Source organism: Dyadobacter sp. 32, assembly GCF_902506755.1.
GTDB lineage: Bacteria > Bacteroidota > Bacteroidia > Cytophagales > Spirosomataceae > Dyadobacter.
The window spans coordinates 5481983-5495635 of sequence record NZ_LR735258.1 but is presented as its reverse complement, the minus strand read 5'-3'; the positions used below and the strand labels follow the sequence as shown (position 1 = coordinate 5495635).

Below are 13653 nucleotides of genomic sequence, written 5' to 3'. Positions count from 1 at the left end.
GTCTTTCTTAATTCTTAGAATTTCAGGCCACCCTCGCGAGCTCCTTCGGCCAATGCTTTAACTTTACCATGGTACAAATATCCGTTACGGTCAAATACCACCGCCTGAATACCTGCCTCCTGCGCTTTTTGAGCAATTTTCTTTCCTACCTGAAGGGCAACTTCAACATTGGAACTTTCTTTTCTCTCTCCAAGATCCATAGAAGATGCACTTACCAGGGTGATTCCCTGAACATCATCAATGATCTGAGCATAAATACTGGTGTTTGAACGAAACACAGACAATCTGGGACGTTCAGCACTACCTTTCACCTTCTTACGAATGTGGTATTTAAGTCTTTGTCTTCTATCTACTTTTGCGGTAGCCATTTTTAATCTTATCTAACTGTTTATAACATTATTCCGTGGCTACGCACTATTTTTTAGATGCAGATTTACCAGCTTTACGACGAACAATTTCGCCAACAAAACGGATACCCTTACCTTTGTAAGGCTCAACTTTACGTAGAGACTTAATTTTAGCAGCAACAGAACCTATCAATTCTTTATCAATTCCTTCCAATATAACCTTTGGATTCTGACCTTTTTCGGAAGTCGTAGTAAGCTTGATCTCCTCCGGGATTGCCATGAAAATATTGTGAGAATATCCCAATTGCAATTCAAGAACATTGTTAGAAGCAGTGGCTTTGTAACCCACACCAATAATTTCAAGCTCCTTCTTATACCCTGCGTCTACGCCAATGATCATGTTATTGATCAATGAACGGTACAAACCGTGTAGTGCTTTATGACGCTTTTGTTCAGTAGGACGTTTTACTTTAAGCTCATTTCCTTCGATTTCGACGATCATATCCGTATCCACCGCCTGTGTGAGCGTTCCTTTTGGTCCTTTTACCGAAACCAGGTTGTCATCTGCAACGGATACTGTAACACCGGCAGGTACAACGATTAATTTATTTCCTATTCGTGACATTTCCTGAATAATTTAAAATATTAATACACGAAACATAACACTTCACCGCCCACATTCAGCGTTTTGGCCTCCTTGTCTGTCATCACACCTTTGGAGGTAGAGATGATCACCGTGCCTAAACCTCCCAGAACGCGTGGAAGTGTTGATGAACCCGAGTACTTGCGTAATCCAGGTTTACTAACTCGCTCCAATTTAACAATTGCAGACTGTTTCGTGACAGGATTGTACTTCAAAGCAATCTTGATCACACCCTGAGGTCCGATTTCGTCAAACTTATAACTCTGTATATATCCTTTATCGAATAATACTTTAGTTATCTCTTTTTTTATGTTGGATGCAGGTATCTCTACAACCCTATGTTTCGCTTTGATAGCGTTTCTGAGTCTGGTTAGATAATCTGCTATGGGATCCGTTAACATTTTTATGCTTGGTTTTAAACACCCCTTTTTAAACGGGAGTGCAAAGTTAAGTAATTGAAATCAGAATTGAAAGTATTACTACCAACTTGATTTTGTAACACCCGGAATTTTGCCTTCTGAGGCCATATCCCGGAAAAGAACTCTGGAAATTCCAAATTTACGCATGTATCCACGAGGTCTTCCTGTAATTTTGCAACGATTGTGCAGGCGAACAGGTGATGAATTACGTGGTAACTTGTCAAGGCCAACCCAATCTTCAGCAGCTTTCAACGTTTTACGCTTTTCAGCGTACCGAGCTACCAATGCTTGTTTCTTTCTGTCCCGTGCTTTTACTGATTCTTTTGCCATTGTCGGTATATCTTATTCTTAAGAATTATCCTTGTTTACTTGCATTAGCGAAAGGCATTCCGAGTGCTTTCAACAATTCATAACTTTCTTCGTCAGAATTGGTTGATGTTACAAACGTTATGTCCATACCTGTGATCTTGTTGACTTTCTCGATAGAGATCTCAGGAAATATGATTTGTTCCTTAACCCCGAATGTGTAGTTTCCACGACCATCGAACCCTTTGTCGCTGATTCCTTTGAAATCACGTACACGTGGCATCGCGATGGAAGTTAACCGATCCAGGAATTCATACATACGGTCACCACGAAGGGTAACTTTAGCTCCAATTGGCATGTTTTCACGCAACTTAAAGTTAGAAACCGCCTTTTTGGATAGGGTTGCTATTGCTTTTTGTCCTGTAATCAGGCCCAGCTCTTCAACACCCGTATCAACTAGTTTTTTGTCTGCAACTGCTGCTCCAATACCCTTGTTGATCACAATCTTTGTCAAACGTGGTACCTGCATTACTGACTTGTACTCAAACTTTTGCTTTAGTTGGTCAACGATTTCACCAACATATTTTTCTTTTAGTCTCGGCTGTGCCATTGTATTAAAATAGTTATTGTGGATTGCCGACCCACGCGCTTGTTTATTAAACTAACAACTGTAATTCGACCCCGGTAGCTTCTTACAAGAACTTACCTGTCTTTTTCGAAAACCGTTGTAACTTTCCTTTATCGTCCGCCTTGCGTCCTGTACGGGTTGCTTCACCGGTTTTGGAATCAACCACCATCAGATTACTGATGTGGATTGTTCCTTCAAGTTTTTCTATGCTACCCTGTGGGTTCTGTGCGTTAGGCTTAACATGTTTTGTGATCATGTTTACACCTTCCACAGTAGCTCTTAACTTATCTACTATGATGGTTTTTATACGACCAGTTTCACCTTTGGCATTGCCGGCAATTACCTTTACGGTATCTCCGCTGCGCACGTGCAATTTAGCTGGTCCTTTTTTGATTTTACTTTCCATTTGAGATATTCTCTTTTCGGTTCAATGAAACACGTTTGTTCTTATTTCTTACAACACTTCGGGTGCAAGGGAAACGATCTTCATAAACTGCTTCTCACGCAATTCACGGGCAACTGGCCCAAAGATACGAGTACCACGCGGCTCGTCGTTATTGTTTAACAAAACGGCTGCATTATCTTCAAAGCGAATGTATGTTCCATCTTTACGGCGTACTTCCTTTTTGGTACGTACCACCACAGCTTTTGAAACTGTTCCTTTTTTCATGTTGCTCGAAGACAGAGCAGATTTTACTGTTACGACGATCTTATCGCCTACTGAGGCATAGCGTTTGCCAGTTCCGCCAAGTACCCGAATTACGAGTACTTCCTTCGCTCCACTGTTGTCTGCTACCGACAGTCTTGATTCTTGCTGTACCATTTGTTACTTAGCTTTTTCAAGGATTTCAATTAATCTCCAACGCTTATTCTTACTAAGCGGACGGGTTTCCATAACTTTGATTGTATCACCGATACCAACCTGGTTATTTTCGTCATGCACCATCAATTTGGTAGTTTTAGTCATAAACTTACCGTACATGGGGTGTTTAACTTTACGTTCAACAGTGATCACACAGGATTTCTCCATTTTGTTGCTCACTACTTTACCAACTCTTTCTTTGCGTAAATTTCTTTCTGTTGCCTCCATAATTTCTTAGCTGTTTTCTATTGGTTACTTTTCGCTGACTGTTCGGTCAATAACCTTGCAATTTCCTTACGTGAGGCGCGAATACGCAAAGGGTTTTCGATTGGAGAAATTGCATGTGCAAATTTCAACCTTAGTAAGCGCTCTCTCTCCTGGGCGACCTGCTCTTTCAGCTGGTCCGGCGATAAATCCTTAATTTCTTTACTAGTCATTGCTTTTAATAATTAGCGTTCTTAATACATTCGGGGTTAGTCCTATTCCTGATAATCCCGACGTACCACGAACTTTGTTTTAATTGGCAACTTTTGTGCAGCCAAACGCAATGCTTCGTTAGCAGTTTCCAGTGAAACACCGGTTGCTTCGAAGATGATTGTTCCCGGCTTGATGGGAGCTACCCAATACTCAGGAGCTCCTTTACCTTTACCCATACGAACCTCTGCAGGTTTCTTTGTAATAGGCTTGTCAGGGAACACACGAATCCATACCTGGCCTTCACGTTTCATAGCCCGCGTCACTGAAATACGCGCTGCTTCGATCTGACGTGCTGTTAGCCAGCCTGGTTCAAGCGACTTGATGGCAAAGGATCCGAAAGCGATTTCAGCACCACGCGTGGCAAGACCTTTTTCTGCACCTTTGTTTTTTTGTTGCTTGCGAAATTTTGTTCTTTTCGGCTGTAACATGATTTCAATCTATTTGAACCGACTCTTACAAATCGGAAAATGTCTGATTATTTCTTCTTCTTATTATTGGTGTTGCCTGCATTACGTTTACGACGATCCGCTTCGCTACCACCACCTTCACTTCCACCACGTGGAGCACCGTCACGTCCGCCTCTTCTATCACCTCTTCCGCCGCGGTCGTTTCCTCCACGCTCATTTCCTCCGCCTGCACGACTTTCAGCTCTATCCGAAGCAGCAGTAGCCGCGCTAGGAGTCAGATCCCTTTTGCCATACAATTCTCCTTTGAAGATCCAAACTTTGATACCTATTTTGCCATAGATTGTTTGTGCCTCTGAGATGGCATAGTCAATATCAGCACGTAAGGTATGCAAAGGAATACGTCCCTCCTTGTACTCTTCCGTACGGGCCATTTCAGCACCACCCAGACGTCCCGCAAGACGAATTTTGATACCTTGTGTCCCCACCCGCATGGCAGAAGCAATGGATTGCTTCATGGCACGACGGTAAGAAATACGAGCCTGCAACTGTTGAGCGATAGCCTCACCTACCAGTTTAGCATCAATTTCAGGTCTTTTAATCTCATAGATGTTAATTTGAACATCCTTCCCTGTAATCTTCTTAAGCTCTTCTTTGATTTTATCAACTTCACTTCCTCCTTTACCGATAACGATACCTGGACGGGCAGTGTGGATTGTCAATGTAATGCGCTTCAAAGTGCGCTCAATAACTACTTTGGAAATCGATCCTTTGGGGATACGAGCCTTTATATAGTTACGAATTTTTTCGTCTTCAACAAGTTTGTCAGAAAAGTCCTTTCCTCCGTACCAACTCGAGTCCCATCCTCTGACAATTCCTAGTCTCAGACCTATCGGATTAACCTTTTGTCCCATTCGAAATAGATCGTTTTACTTATGATTCGGTGATTACTGCTTCATTGTCTGCGCTTGCTACAGAAACTTTTGCTTCGTCAATTACTAACGTAATATGGTTCGAACGCTTACGGATTCTGTGTGCTCTTCCTTGCGGTGCAGGGCGCAAACGCTTCAACATACGCCCACCATCGATAAACACGGTCTTTACAATCAGATCTGCATCTTCAAGCTTTGTGTCTTCGTTCAGTTGTTGCCAGTTGGCTACTGCCGAAAGCAAAACTTTATGCAAAACAGGTGCAGCAGCCTGAGGTTGATACTTTAACAGCGCCAACGCTTTGCTGACCTTTTGTCCGCGAATCATGTCGGCCACCAATCTCATCTTGCGAGGGGATGTTGGCACATTTCTTAATATAGCTCTTGCTTCCATGTTCTTTCAGATATAGGCTGGTTCCGATTGACGAAACCCAGCTATCGTCGACTAATTATTTTCTACCTTTATCTTTTTTCGCTGTATGCCCGCGGAAGTTACGTGTAGGAGAAAACTCCCCCAACTTGTGTCCTACCATGTTTTCAGTTACGTACACAGGAATAAATTTATTCCCGTTATGCACTGCAAATGTATGACCGATAAAATCCGGTGATATCATAGAGCGTCGTGACCATGTTTTTATTACCGACTTACGAGCTGCGCTGTTCATCGCCTGAATCTTGTTGTCCAGACGAAAGTCTATATATGGTCCTTTTTTTAATGAGCGTGCCATGTTCTTATATTATTTTTTACGACGGCTGATAATCAATTTCTCAGAATGCTTGTTGCGATCACGAGTCTTAAGTCCTTTGGAGAACTGTCCGTTTCTTGAACGAGGCTGACCACCGGATGACCGGCCTTCACCACCACCCATTGGGTGATCTACAGGGTTCATGGCAACACCACGAACACGAGGACGACGACCTAACCAACGCTTACGACCAGCTTTACCAATGCTCACATTCATGTGACTTGAATTGGAAACTGTTCCAACCGTAGCGATGCATGTTGAAAGAATCATACGCATTTCGCCGGAAGGCATTTTTATAACAGCGTATTTTCCTTCCCGTGCAACAAGCTGAGCATAGGCTCCTGCGCTTCTTGCAAACTGACCACCCTTACCAGGGGTTAACTCGATATTATGAACAATTGTACCAATTGGCATTGAGCCGAGTGGAAGTGCGTTGCCCATTTCTGGTGCCACTGAACTTCCCGATACAATCACCTGTCCAACTTTCAGACCGTTCGGCGCAATGATATATCTCTTCTCGTCATCTGCATATTGTACCAGAGCGATACGTGCAGAACGATTCGGATCATACTCAATTGTAAGAACGGTGGCTGGTGAATCGAACCGATTTCTTTTAAAATCGATAATACGGTATTTCCGCTTGTGTCCACCACCTATGTGACGCATCGTACGACGTCCTGCGCTGTTACGACCGCCGGTTCTTTTTACGACCTCCAACAGACTTTTTTCAGGCTTCGCTGCCGTTACCTCTTCAAAGGTCGGAGCTGAGCGAAAACGCTGTCCAGCACTTGTGGGTTTTAATTTTTTAACTGCCATTGCTATAAACTCGTCAAAGATTTATCGATCAACTATTTCTTATGCTTCACCGTAAATATCGATGATCTCACCTTCGGCAACTGTTACGATCGCCTTTTTGATAGTTGACGTTTTTCCACTTACAAACTTGCCTCCCGATGTGCGGGATTTGCTCTTTCCAATGCTGCGCATTGTGTGAACACTTTCTACGGTAACCCCAAATAGTTTTTCAATAGCCTTTTTGATCTCCACTTTATTTGAAGTAAGGGATACTTCAAAGGCATATTTTCCTTGACCACCCTGAGCCGTTACCTTTTCGGTTATTATCGGACGTTTCAGTACACTCATGATTATTTGTTCAATTGGGTTTCCAAAATAGATAGTGCAGATTCACTTATCAGAAGACGGTCTGCATTCATCAGGTCATATGTATTCACCGCGTCTGCAGTGGTAACCTTCGCCTTGGGAACGTTACGGCTCGACAGATACACGTTATTGTCAATCGCAGACAGGATGAGCAAGGTCTTGGTGTTGACCAGAGAAAGTGAATTCAAAACGTTCAGATACGATTTCGTTTTCGGAGCGTCGAATGTGAAAGCTTCAAGAACAGATATAGCATCAGACTGTGCTTTGGCAGAAAAAGCCGACTTACGAGCCAGTACTTTTACTTTCTTATTGATCTTAAAACCGTAGTCGCGAGGTCTTGGACCGAATATACGACCACCACCTACGAAAACCGGAGACTTGATACTACCAGCACGAGCTCCGCCAGTTCCCTTTTGTTTCTTGATCTTACGTGTCGAGTGATTAATCTCAGCACGTTCTTTTGATTTGTGAGTTCCTTGGCGCTGATTGGCCAGGTAAAGTTTCACATCGAGATAGATCGCGTGGGTGTTTGGCTCAATGCCGAAGATTTCTTCCGACACACTTACCTTTTTCCCGGTATCTTCTCCTTTTATGTTAAATACGGACAGTTCCATGGGTGCTATTTCTCTAAGATTAGAAATGAATTCTTTGAACCAGGTACCGAGCCACTTACTACTATAAGATTCTGCTCAGGGATCACTTTCAGAATACGTAAATTCTGAATTTTTACACGATTGTTACCCATGCGTCCACCCATGCGAATACCTTTAAATACGCGTGATGGGAATGAACAAGCACCAATCGAACCCGGGTGACGTGCGCGGTTATGCTGCCCGTGTGTTTGACCACCAACCCCTGCGAAACCATGGCGTTTTACAACACCCTGAAAACCGCGGCCTTTGGCATTTCCAACGACATCAATGAATTCACCTTCTTCGAATACATCCTGTACCGATAGTGAAGTTCCTAGTTCATGCTCCACTTCAAATTCCTTGAACTCAACCAGCTTTTGCTTTGGAGTCGTATTGGCTTTTTTAAAGTGACCAATCATAGGCTTGGTAGAGCTTTTCTCTTTTTTCTCACCAAAACCCAACTGGATGGCTATGTAACCATCCTTTTCTTCGGACCTAACTTGTGTAACAACACAAGGACCAGCTTGGATAACCGTACACGCCAGAGCCTGCCCGTCAGCGTTGTACAAACTAGTCATTCCGATTTTTTTACCTATTAAACCAGACATGTAAATTAATTTAAATTAGCAGGTAAAACCCCTTATTCTTTAAAACGGACTGCAAAGGTAGAAAATTAAAATTTCGATTCCAAGCAGACTTTATTTATTTCTCACTGATAATCAGCAAAAAAGGTCAGATGTTTTGACACATCTGACCTTCGTTTCTTTCAGAAATTATCGAGCCGCCATAGAATTGGCACAATTTTCTGATTTTATCGAGCTCAGATGTGGTTTCCAGATTCCCGGACCTTCATCCAACTTATATTTTGACCTGCATAACACAGGCCACTTACACTATACTTTTATCTCAACGTCAACACCGCTTGGCAATTCAAGCTTCATCAGTGCATCGACTGTCTTTGCACTTGTTGAGAAAATATCTACCAGACGTTTGTAAGTACAAAGCTGGAATTGTTCACGTGATTTCTTGTTAACGTGGGGTGAACGAAGAACTGTGAATTTCTCCGTTTTGGTTGGCAAGGGGATTGGCCCGCTTACCACTGCTCCTGTAGCCTTTACTGCCTTAACAATCTTCTCAGCCGACTTATCGACCAGATTGTGGTCGAATGACCGAAGCTTGATGCGAATTTTTTGATTCATGATTTTATATTATTTCCGGTTCTGAGAATACTTGAACGAAACATGTTCCGACAATCCACAGGCAAAAGAACCATTTACTTTACCTGTTTAATATTTATAAATAAAATGGTGTGTGTCAACTGAATGACACACACCATCGTTTTATGCTTTAACTAAACCCTTCGCCTTTTCTATAACCGATTCTGCGATGTTGTTAGGAACAATCTCGTAATAAGCGAATGTGAGGGATGCAGTGGCGCGCCCTGATGACATGGTACGAAGATCGGTAACATAACCGAAAAGTTCAGACAAAGGAACATCACATTTGATAACCTGAGCACCATTACGTGAATCCATACCTCTCATGATACCACGACGACGGTTAAGGTCACCAGTGATCGGTCCTGTGTACTCGTCAGGTGTAAGCACTTCAACGTGCATAATCGGCTCCATCAATTTAGATCCCGCATGACGTGCAGCTTCTTTAAAACCTATTTTAGCAGCAAGTTCAAAAGAAAGAGAATCCGAATCGACGTCGTGGAATGACCCGTGGTACAAACGCACTTTCATCGAATCCAAAGGATATCCTGCAAGGGCACCGTTTGACATAGATGCTTCAAATCCTTTTTGTATCGGGGCAATAAATTCACGGGGAATGGTACCACCTACAATCTGATTCACAAACTGCAACCCAGTTTTTGGCTCTTTTCCTTCCTCGTTGTCGTCTCTCGGTCCGATTTCAAAAAGAATATCGGCAAATTTACCACGACCACCTGTTTGTTTCTTGTAAACTTCACGGTGCTCAAAGTTCTTCGTAAGAATCTCTTTGTAAGCAACCTGAGGTGCTCCCTGGTTTACTTCCACTTTAAATTCACGACGCATGCGGTCGATGATAATTTCAAGGTGAAGCTCTCCCATTCCTTTGATGATCGTCTGACCAGTTTCTTCGTTACTTTCAACTTGTAACGTAGGATCTTCTTCGATCAACTTCGTGATTGCCTTAGAGAAGTTATCGCTATCCGCAGCTTTCTTAGGCTCGATTGCGTAACCAATTACGGGCTCAGGGAATACCATTGATTCAAGAACGATCGGGTTCTTTTCATCAGATAAAGTATCACCCGTTTTAATATCTTTGAAACCTACTACCGCTCCAATATCACCCGCCTCAAGACGATCAATTTGATTTTGCTTGTTGGCATGCATTTGGAAGATACGAGAGATACGCTCCTTATTTCCTGAACGGTTGTTCAGTACATAAGAACCTGAATCCAAATATCCTGAGTAAGAACGAATAAAGCAAAGACGTCCCACATAAGGATCCGTTGCAATTTTAAACGCTAGTGCACAGAAAGGATCTGCATCTGTTGGCTGGCGAGAAATTTCAAGACCAGTACGTGGATCAGTTCCGATGATGCTTTCACGATCCTGAGGAGAAGGCAAAATTGCCATCACGTAATCAAGCATCGTTTGAACACCTTTATTTTTGAAAGAAGAACCACAAACCATAGGAACGATTTTCATGCTGATTGTCGCTGCGCGCAAAGCCGCAAGAATTTCGTCTTCTGAGATTGAAGTAGGATCTTCAAAATATTTTTCCATCAAAGTGTCATCGAATTCAGCAACCGCTTCAAGAAGTTTTTCTCTCCACTCCGTTGCTTCTTCCAACATATCTTCAGGAATAGGAACTTCTCTGAAAGTCATTCCTTTATCTTCTTCATTCCATTCGATACCACGGAAGTTAACCAAGTCAACTACACCTCTGAACGTATCTTCAGCACCGATTGGCAATTGAAGAGGAACAGCATAGCTGCCCAACATTTCTTTCACCTGCGTACACACCTTAAGGAAGTCCGCACCAGAACGGTCCATTTTGTTAACGAAACCAATACGTGCTACATTATAGTTGTTAGCCAAACGCCAGTTCGTTTCCGACTGAGGCTCCACACCATCAACCGCACTGAATAAGAAAACCAATCCATCCAATACACGAAGGGAACGGTTTACCTCAACAGTAAAGTCAACGTGACCCGGTGTATCGATAATGTTGATATGGTATTTTTCATTACGGTAAGTCCAATCAACTGTTGTAGCCGCTGAAGTAATGGTAATACCACGCTCCTGCTCCTGCTCCATCCAGTCCATTGTAGCCGCACCGTCGTGTACTTCTCCAATTTTATGACTAACCCCTGCGTAATAAAGAATACGCTCCGTTGTAGTCGTTTTCCCTGCATCGATGTGAGCAGCAATACCAATATTTCTTGTTAATCTTAGATCACGTGCCATGACAAATGGTGATGTGTTATATTATTCGATGTGCAATGCAAAATTTGAAGCAAATTTGAAATTTCAGACGCTGGATTTCACAGCACTTCCAAAAATTCAGAGCGCAAAAGTATAAAATGTTGATTATAAAAACAATGGGGAAGGGATTATTTTTTTGAGAAATTCAAATAGGAAAGGTAGATCTTTGGTTTTTGGGGAACTTCGGGTGCATACAAGGGCTTCGTATCAATTACAAAGCCGGAACTCCGCCTGATTCGGCTTTCTCCAGTTGGTGTCATTCAAACCAGGCAACGTATTTACGCAGATTCTTGTTAAACTGGGAGAATTTGTAATCATGAACTTCTGAAGTTCTTTGCAATATCTTAGATCCAGCTCCTTTATTGACACCCAGTCGAAGCCATATAATTCGCGGAGGTTGATGTTTTTTGTTAGGTCTAACCGGGGCTGATTAAGCTTCTGAATCAAAAGTGTCTCCAATTTCTCGTTCGCAGATACGTCCAACACTCCATATGCCTTCAGAACTTTTAATTCTGTATTGGCCGAAATGTCCAATACCTGTAAATTGTAATTATCCGTACAATCCAGCTCGGTCAACTTCTTATTTTGACTTAGGTCCAGTTTGCTTAACATATTACTCTTGCAGTTCAAATATTTAAGCTCCTTGCAATTGCTGACATTCAAATATTTAAGCGCCTTACGCTCTCCGGCCACCTCAAAACCTGTCTCAACGTGCAAATATTCCAGTTTGGTGTTTTTACTGAAATCGAGAGAATCGGGCTTGGTATACAAGGTGGTGAAGGACTTTAGATTCACGAAATGTTCTATTCCTTTCAGTCCCTGAATCCCTTCCCGGATTTGCGCCCGAATATTTAAGGTCTCTATATCCTTGACATCGGAATAACGAATCCTTCCATCTTCTACGCCTAGTTTATCAATTCCAAGTCTGATCAACTCCTTTTCAAAACTCCGGTCAAACCTAACCATAAAATCGGCCTCTTTAACTGGCTCATCAACAATGGCGGTGGTGTCGGAATCCTCTTCGACAATCGGCTCCGGTAATTGACTTGACTTTTTACATTGCGAAAGAAGTAAACCAAATATTAGGAGAGGAAGAAGAAGATTTGCTTTCATGACAATCCGAATAAAACAGGTACCTGGTTGGTTAGTAGAAATTTAGTTAGCCAGTTGAATGCAATAAAGATGATAAATTATACGATTACAACAAAATATTTAATCATTTTAACTTCATTAAGAGAATACTTGTCTTAAAATAATTGTATACCTCCGAACTGCGTACCTACTTTTGAACGAAAAAATCCGGACACCACACCTACGTGTAGCATCCGGATTTTTAATTGGATTAAACCGTTTCCTAGAACCGGAAATGCGAGAATGCTTTGTTAGCATCCGCCATACGGTGGGTATCATCTTTCTTTTTAACGGCAGCTCCTTCACCTTTTGCAGCGGCAACGATTTCACCAGCCAGGCGGTCTACCATGGTTTTTTCTCCACGCTTACGAGCATAGTTGATCAACCACTTCATACCCAGTGCTTGCTTACGCTCAGGACGAACTTCGGTAGGCACCTGGAAAGTAGCACCACCCACACGGCGGCTTTTTACTTCAACAGATGGCGTTACGTTGTTCAATGCTTTTTTCCAGGTTTCAAGACCACTTTCACTTGTTTTTTTCTCAACCAGCTCAAGAGCGTCATAGAAAATTGTGAAAGCGATACTTTTCTTTCCCTGAAGCATCAGGTTATTTACAAATTTTGTAACCTGCACATCTCTGAACTTAGGATCAGGCAGGATATATCTTTTCTTTGGTTTGGACTTTCTCATTTTTGTACTTAATGTTTACACGAGGTTTCGTTTTGCAACTTATTCACCCCCGCCTAGGCGTGGATTACTTCCCTTTTATCAGAATATTTCTTCAATAAAAGCAGAGAGAGTTACTTTTTATTTTTTCTTACCTTTTGTTGGTGCTGCTGCAACCTGACCTGGTTTTGGACGTTTAGCACCATATTTAGAACGACGTTGTTTACGACCGTTTACACCGGCAGTATCCAAAGCACCACGGATAATGTGGTAACGCACACCTGGCAAATCCTTCACACGACCACCACGGATCAATACGATCGAGTGCTCCTGCAAGTTGTGACCTTCTCCAGGGATGTAGGCATTCACTTCCTTGTTGTTGGAAAGACGAACACGAGCTACTTTACGAAGTGCTGAGTTCGGTTTTTTAGGCGTTGTGGTGTACACACGGGTGCACACTCCCCTACGCTGGGGGCAGGAATCCAAAGCCGGTGACTTTGATTTCCAAGTAATGGTCTCTCTACCTTTACGGACTAATTGTGAAATAGTTGGCATTTAACAAATTGATTTTGACTAGGTTAATCACCGAGCCGATTGTTTTGAAAACAGTTTTCCCGAAAAATCGGACTGCAAAAGTAAGATAGTTTAATTGATTTACAAGGCTTAACGCACTTTTTTAAGTAAATACGCCTGGGTTCATGGAATTAACTACCTGTTTTTGTTTGTCCGTTGCACCCGACAATAAAAGAAATGGATAAAATCGTTAGTCACTTCTTATTCGTCCACCCTCTTCCGAAAACTTGAACTGCCACACACCAGGTG

22 protein-coding genes are annotated in these 13653 nt (G+C 42.4%); all 22 read right to left on the bottom strand.

Annotated features, from left to right (window positions below; translation table 11 throughout):
- Positions 1-14 precede the first annotated feature (14 nt).
- The 22 genes from rplR to rpsL all read right to left on the bottom strand — a co-directional run bounded on the left by rplR (position 15) and on the right by rpsL (position 13386).
- On the bottom strand, positions 15-368 hold the full coding sequence (gene rplR / locus DYADSP32_RS22475; RefSeq protein WP_149240661.1) for a 50S ribosomal protein L18: 354 nt from the start codon (positions 366-368) through the stop codon (positions 15-17).
- A 46-nt stretch (positions 369-414) separates the two neighbouring features.
- A complete protein-coding gene (rplF, locus tag DYADSP32_RS22470; protein WP_149240662.1) occupies positions 415-972 on the bottom strand; it encodes a 50S ribosomal protein L6 in 558 nt (185 codons plus the stop codon).
- Between the two features lie 20 nt (positions 973-992).
- Entirely contained in the window at positions 993-1391 is a 399-nt protein-coding gene (rpsH, locus tag DYADSP32_RS22465; protein ID WP_149240663.1) for a 30S ribosomal protein S8, read from the bottom strand.
- 78 nt (positions 1392-1469) lie between these two features.
- Positions 1470-1739 (bottom strand): 30S ribosomal protein S14, encoded by a 270-nt coding sequence (gene rpsN, locus DYADSP32_RS22460; RefSeq protein WP_149240664.1) that lies wholly within the window; start codon positions 1737-1739, stop codon positions 1470-1472.
- Positions 1740-1764: 25 nt separating this feature from the next.
- Entirely contained in the window at positions 1765-2325 is a 561-nt protein-coding gene (gene rplE, locus DYADSP32_RS22455) for a 50S ribosomal protein L5 (protein ID WP_149240665.1), read from the bottom strand.
- Positions 2326-2407: 82 nt separating this feature from the next.
- Complete coding sequence (gene rplX / locus DYADSP32_RS22450; protein WP_149240666.1) at positions 2408-2749, bottom strand: 50S ribosomal protein L24; 342 nt, start codon at positions 2747-2749, stop codon at positions 2408-2410.
- A gap of 48 nt (positions 2750-2797) precedes the next feature.
- On the bottom strand, positions 2798-3166 hold the full coding sequence (gene rplN, locus DYADSP32_RS22445) for a 50S ribosomal protein L14 (RefSeq protein ID WP_026631237.1): 369 nt from the start codon (positions 3164-3166) through the stop codon (positions 2798-2800).
- Between the two features lie 3 nt (positions 3167-3169).
- A complete protein-coding gene (rpsQ, locus tag DYADSP32_RS22440; protein WP_149240667.1) occupies positions 3170-3433 on the bottom strand; it encodes a 30S ribosomal protein S17 in 264 nt (87 codons plus the stop codon).
- Between the two features lie 17 nt (positions 3434-3450).
- Complete coding sequence (rpmC, locus tag DYADSP32_RS22435; RefSeq protein ID WP_149240668.1) at positions 3451-3642, bottom strand: 50S ribosomal protein L29; 192 nt, start codon at positions 3640-3642, stop codon at positions 3451-3453.
- Positions 3643-3684: 42 nt separating this feature from the next.
- A complete protein-coding gene (gene rplP, locus DYADSP32_RS22430) occupies positions 3685-4110 on the bottom strand; it encodes a 50S ribosomal protein L16 (RefSeq protein ID WP_149240669.1) in 426 nt (141 codons plus the stop codon).
- 47 nt (positions 4111-4157) lie between these two features.
- Entirely contained in the window at positions 4158-5000 is an 843-nt protein-coding gene (rpsC, locus tag DYADSP32_RS22425) for a 30S ribosomal protein S3 (protein ID WP_149240670.1), read from the bottom strand.
- A gap of 19 nt (positions 5001-5019) precedes the next feature.
- Entirely contained in the window at positions 5020-5409 is a 390-nt protein-coding gene (rplV, locus tag DYADSP32_RS22420; protein ID WP_149240671.1) for a 50S ribosomal protein L22, read from the bottom strand.
- A gap of 55 nt (positions 5410-5464) precedes the next feature.
- Positions 5465-5743, bottom strand: coding sequence for a 30S ribosomal protein S19 (gene rpsS, locus DYADSP32_RS22415; protein ID WP_149240672.1), 279 nt, complete (start codon positions 5741-5743; stop codon positions 5465-5467).
- A gap of 9 nt (positions 5744-5752) precedes the next feature.
- A complete protein-coding gene (rplB, locus tag DYADSP32_RS22410) occupies positions 5753-6577 on the bottom strand; it encodes a 50S ribosomal protein L2 (RefSeq protein WP_149240673.1) in 825 nt (274 codons plus the stop codon).
- Positions 6578-6616: 39 nt separating this feature from the next.
- Positions 6617-6904, bottom strand: coding sequence for a 50S ribosomal protein L23 (gene rplW / locus DYADSP32_RS22405; RefSeq protein WP_025764313.1), 288 nt, complete (start codon positions 6902-6904; stop codon positions 6617-6619).
- A gap of 2 nt (positions 6905-6906) precedes the next feature.
- The gene (rplD, locus tag DYADSP32_RS22400) at positions 6907-7536 is read right to left on the bottom strand and encodes a 50S ribosomal protein L4 (RefSeq protein WP_149240674.1); all 630 of its coding nucleotides are present in this window, start codon (positions 7534-7536) and stop codon (positions 6907-6909) included.
- A 5-nt stretch (positions 7537-7541) separates the two neighbouring features.
- Entirely contained in the window at positions 7542-8162 is a 621-nt protein-coding gene (gene rplC / locus DYADSP32_RS22395) for a 50S ribosomal protein L3 (RefSeq protein WP_149240675.1), read from the bottom strand.
- Between the two features lie 285 nt (positions 8163-8447).
- Positions 8448-8753, bottom strand: coding sequence for a 30S ribosomal protein S10 (gene rpsJ, locus DYADSP32_RS22390; protein ID WP_015813787.1), 306 nt, complete (start codon positions 8751-8753; stop codon positions 8448-8450).
- A 141-nt stretch (positions 8754-8894) separates the two neighbouring features.
- Positions 8895-11015, bottom strand: a complete 2121-nt coding sequence (gene fusA / locus DYADSP32_RS22385) for an elongation factor G (RefSeq protein ID WP_149240676.1) — start codon at positions 11013-11015, stop codon at positions 8895-8897.
- A gap of 225 nt (positions 11016-11240) precedes the next feature.
- A complete protein-coding gene (locus DYADSP32_RS22380; protein WP_149240677.1) occupies positions 11241-12146 on the bottom strand; it encodes a hypothetical protein in 906 nt (301 codons plus the stop codon).
- 241 nt (positions 12147-12387) lie between these two features.
- The gene (rpsG, locus tag DYADSP32_RS22375) at positions 12388-12855 is read right to left on the bottom strand and encodes a 30S ribosomal protein S7 (RefSeq protein WP_149240678.1); all 468 of its coding nucleotides are present in this window, start codon (positions 12853-12855) and stop codon (positions 12388-12390) included.
- A 117-nt stretch (positions 12856-12972) separates the two neighbouring features.
- Positions 12973-13386, bottom strand: a complete 414-nt coding sequence (gene rpsL / locus DYADSP32_RS22370) for a 30S ribosomal protein S12 (protein WP_026631225.1) — start codon at positions 13384-13386, stop codon at positions 12973-12975.
- Between the last annotated feature and the right edge of the window lie 267 nt (positions 13387-13653).

Bases quoted from the DNA above. Each gene is read 5' to 3' on its own strand.
- rplR (WP_149240661.1), bottom strand. From the start codon at position 368: ATGGCTACCGCAAAAGTAGATAGAAGACAAAGACTTAAATACCACATT.
- rplF (WP_149240662.1), bottom strand. From the start codon at position 972: ATGTCACGAATAGGAAATAAATTAATCGTTGTACCTGCCGGTGTTACA.
- rpsH (WP_149240663.1), bottom strand. From the start codon at position 1,391: ATGTTAACGGATCCCATAGCAGATTATCTAACCAGACTCAGAAACGCT.
- rpsN (WP_149240664.1), bottom strand. From the start codon at position 1,739: ATGGCAAAAGAATCAGTAAAAGCACGGGACAGAAAGAAACAAGCATTG.
- rplE (WP_149240665.1), bottom strand. From the start codon at position 2,325: ATGGCACAGCCGAGACTAAAAGAAAAATATGTTGGTGAAATCGTTGAC.
- rplX (WP_149240666.1), bottom strand. From the start codon at position 2,749: ATGGAAAGTAAAATCAAAAAAGGACCAGCTAAATTGCACGTGCGCAGC.
- rplN (WP_026631237.1), bottom strand. From the start codon at position 3,166: ATGGTACAGCAAGAATCAAGACTGTCGGTAGCAGACAACAGTGGAGCG.
- rpsQ (WP_149240667.1), bottom strand. From the start codon at position 3,433: ATGGAGGCAACAGAAAGAAATTTACGCAAAGAAAGAGTTGGTAAAGTA.
- rpmC (WP_149240668.1), bottom strand. From the start codon at position 3,642: ATGACTAGTAAAGAAATTAAGGATTTATCGCCGGACCAGCTGAAAGAG.
- rplP (WP_149240669.1), bottom strand. From the start codon at position 4,110: ATGTTACAGCCGAAAAGAACAAAATTTCGCAAGCAACAAAAAAACAAA.
- rpsC (WP_149240670.1), bottom strand. From the start codon at position 5,000: ATGGGACAAAAGGTTAATCCGATAGGTCTGAGACTAGGAATTGTCAGA.
- rplV (WP_149240671.1), bottom strand. From the start codon at position 5,409: ATGGAAGCAAGAGCTATATTAAGAAATGTGCCAACATCCCCTCGCAAG.
- rpsS (WP_149240672.1), bottom strand. From the start codon at position 5,743: ATGGCACGCTCATTAAAAAAAGGACCATATATAGACTTTCGTCTGGAC.
- rplB (WP_149240673.1), bottom strand. From the start codon at position 6,577: ATGGCAGTTAAAAAATTAAAACCCACAAGTGCTGGACAGCGTTTTCGC.
- rplW (WP_025764313.1), bottom strand. From the start codon at position 6,904: ATGAGTGTACTGAAACGTCCGATAATAACCGAAAAGGTAACGGCTCAG.
- rplD (WP_149240674.1), bottom strand. From the start codon at position 7,536: ATGGAACTGTCCGTATTTAACATAAAAGGAGAAGATACCGGGAAAAAG.
- rplC (WP_149240675.1), bottom strand. From the start codon at position 8,162: ATGTCTGGTTTAATAGGTAAAAAAATCGGAATGACTAGTTTGTACAAC.
- rpsJ (WP_015813787.1), bottom strand. From the start codon at position 8,753: ATGAATCAAAAAATTCGCATCAAGCTTCGGTCATTCGACCACAATCTG.
- fusA (WP_149240676.1), bottom strand. From the start codon at position 11,015: ATGGCACGTGATCTAAGATTAACAAGAAATATTGGTATTGCTGCTCAC.
- DYADSP32_RS22380 (WP_149240677.1), bottom strand. From the start codon at position 12,146: ATGAAAGCAAATCTTCTTCTTCCTCTCCTAATATTTGGTTTACTTCTT.
- rpsG (WP_149240678.1), bottom strand. From the start codon at position 12,855: ATGAGAAAGTCCAAACCAAAGAAAAGATATATCCTGCCTGATCCTAAG.
- rpsL (WP_026631225.1), bottom strand. From the start codon at position 13,386: ATGCCAACTATTTCACAATTAGTCCGTAAAGGTAGAGAGACCATTACT.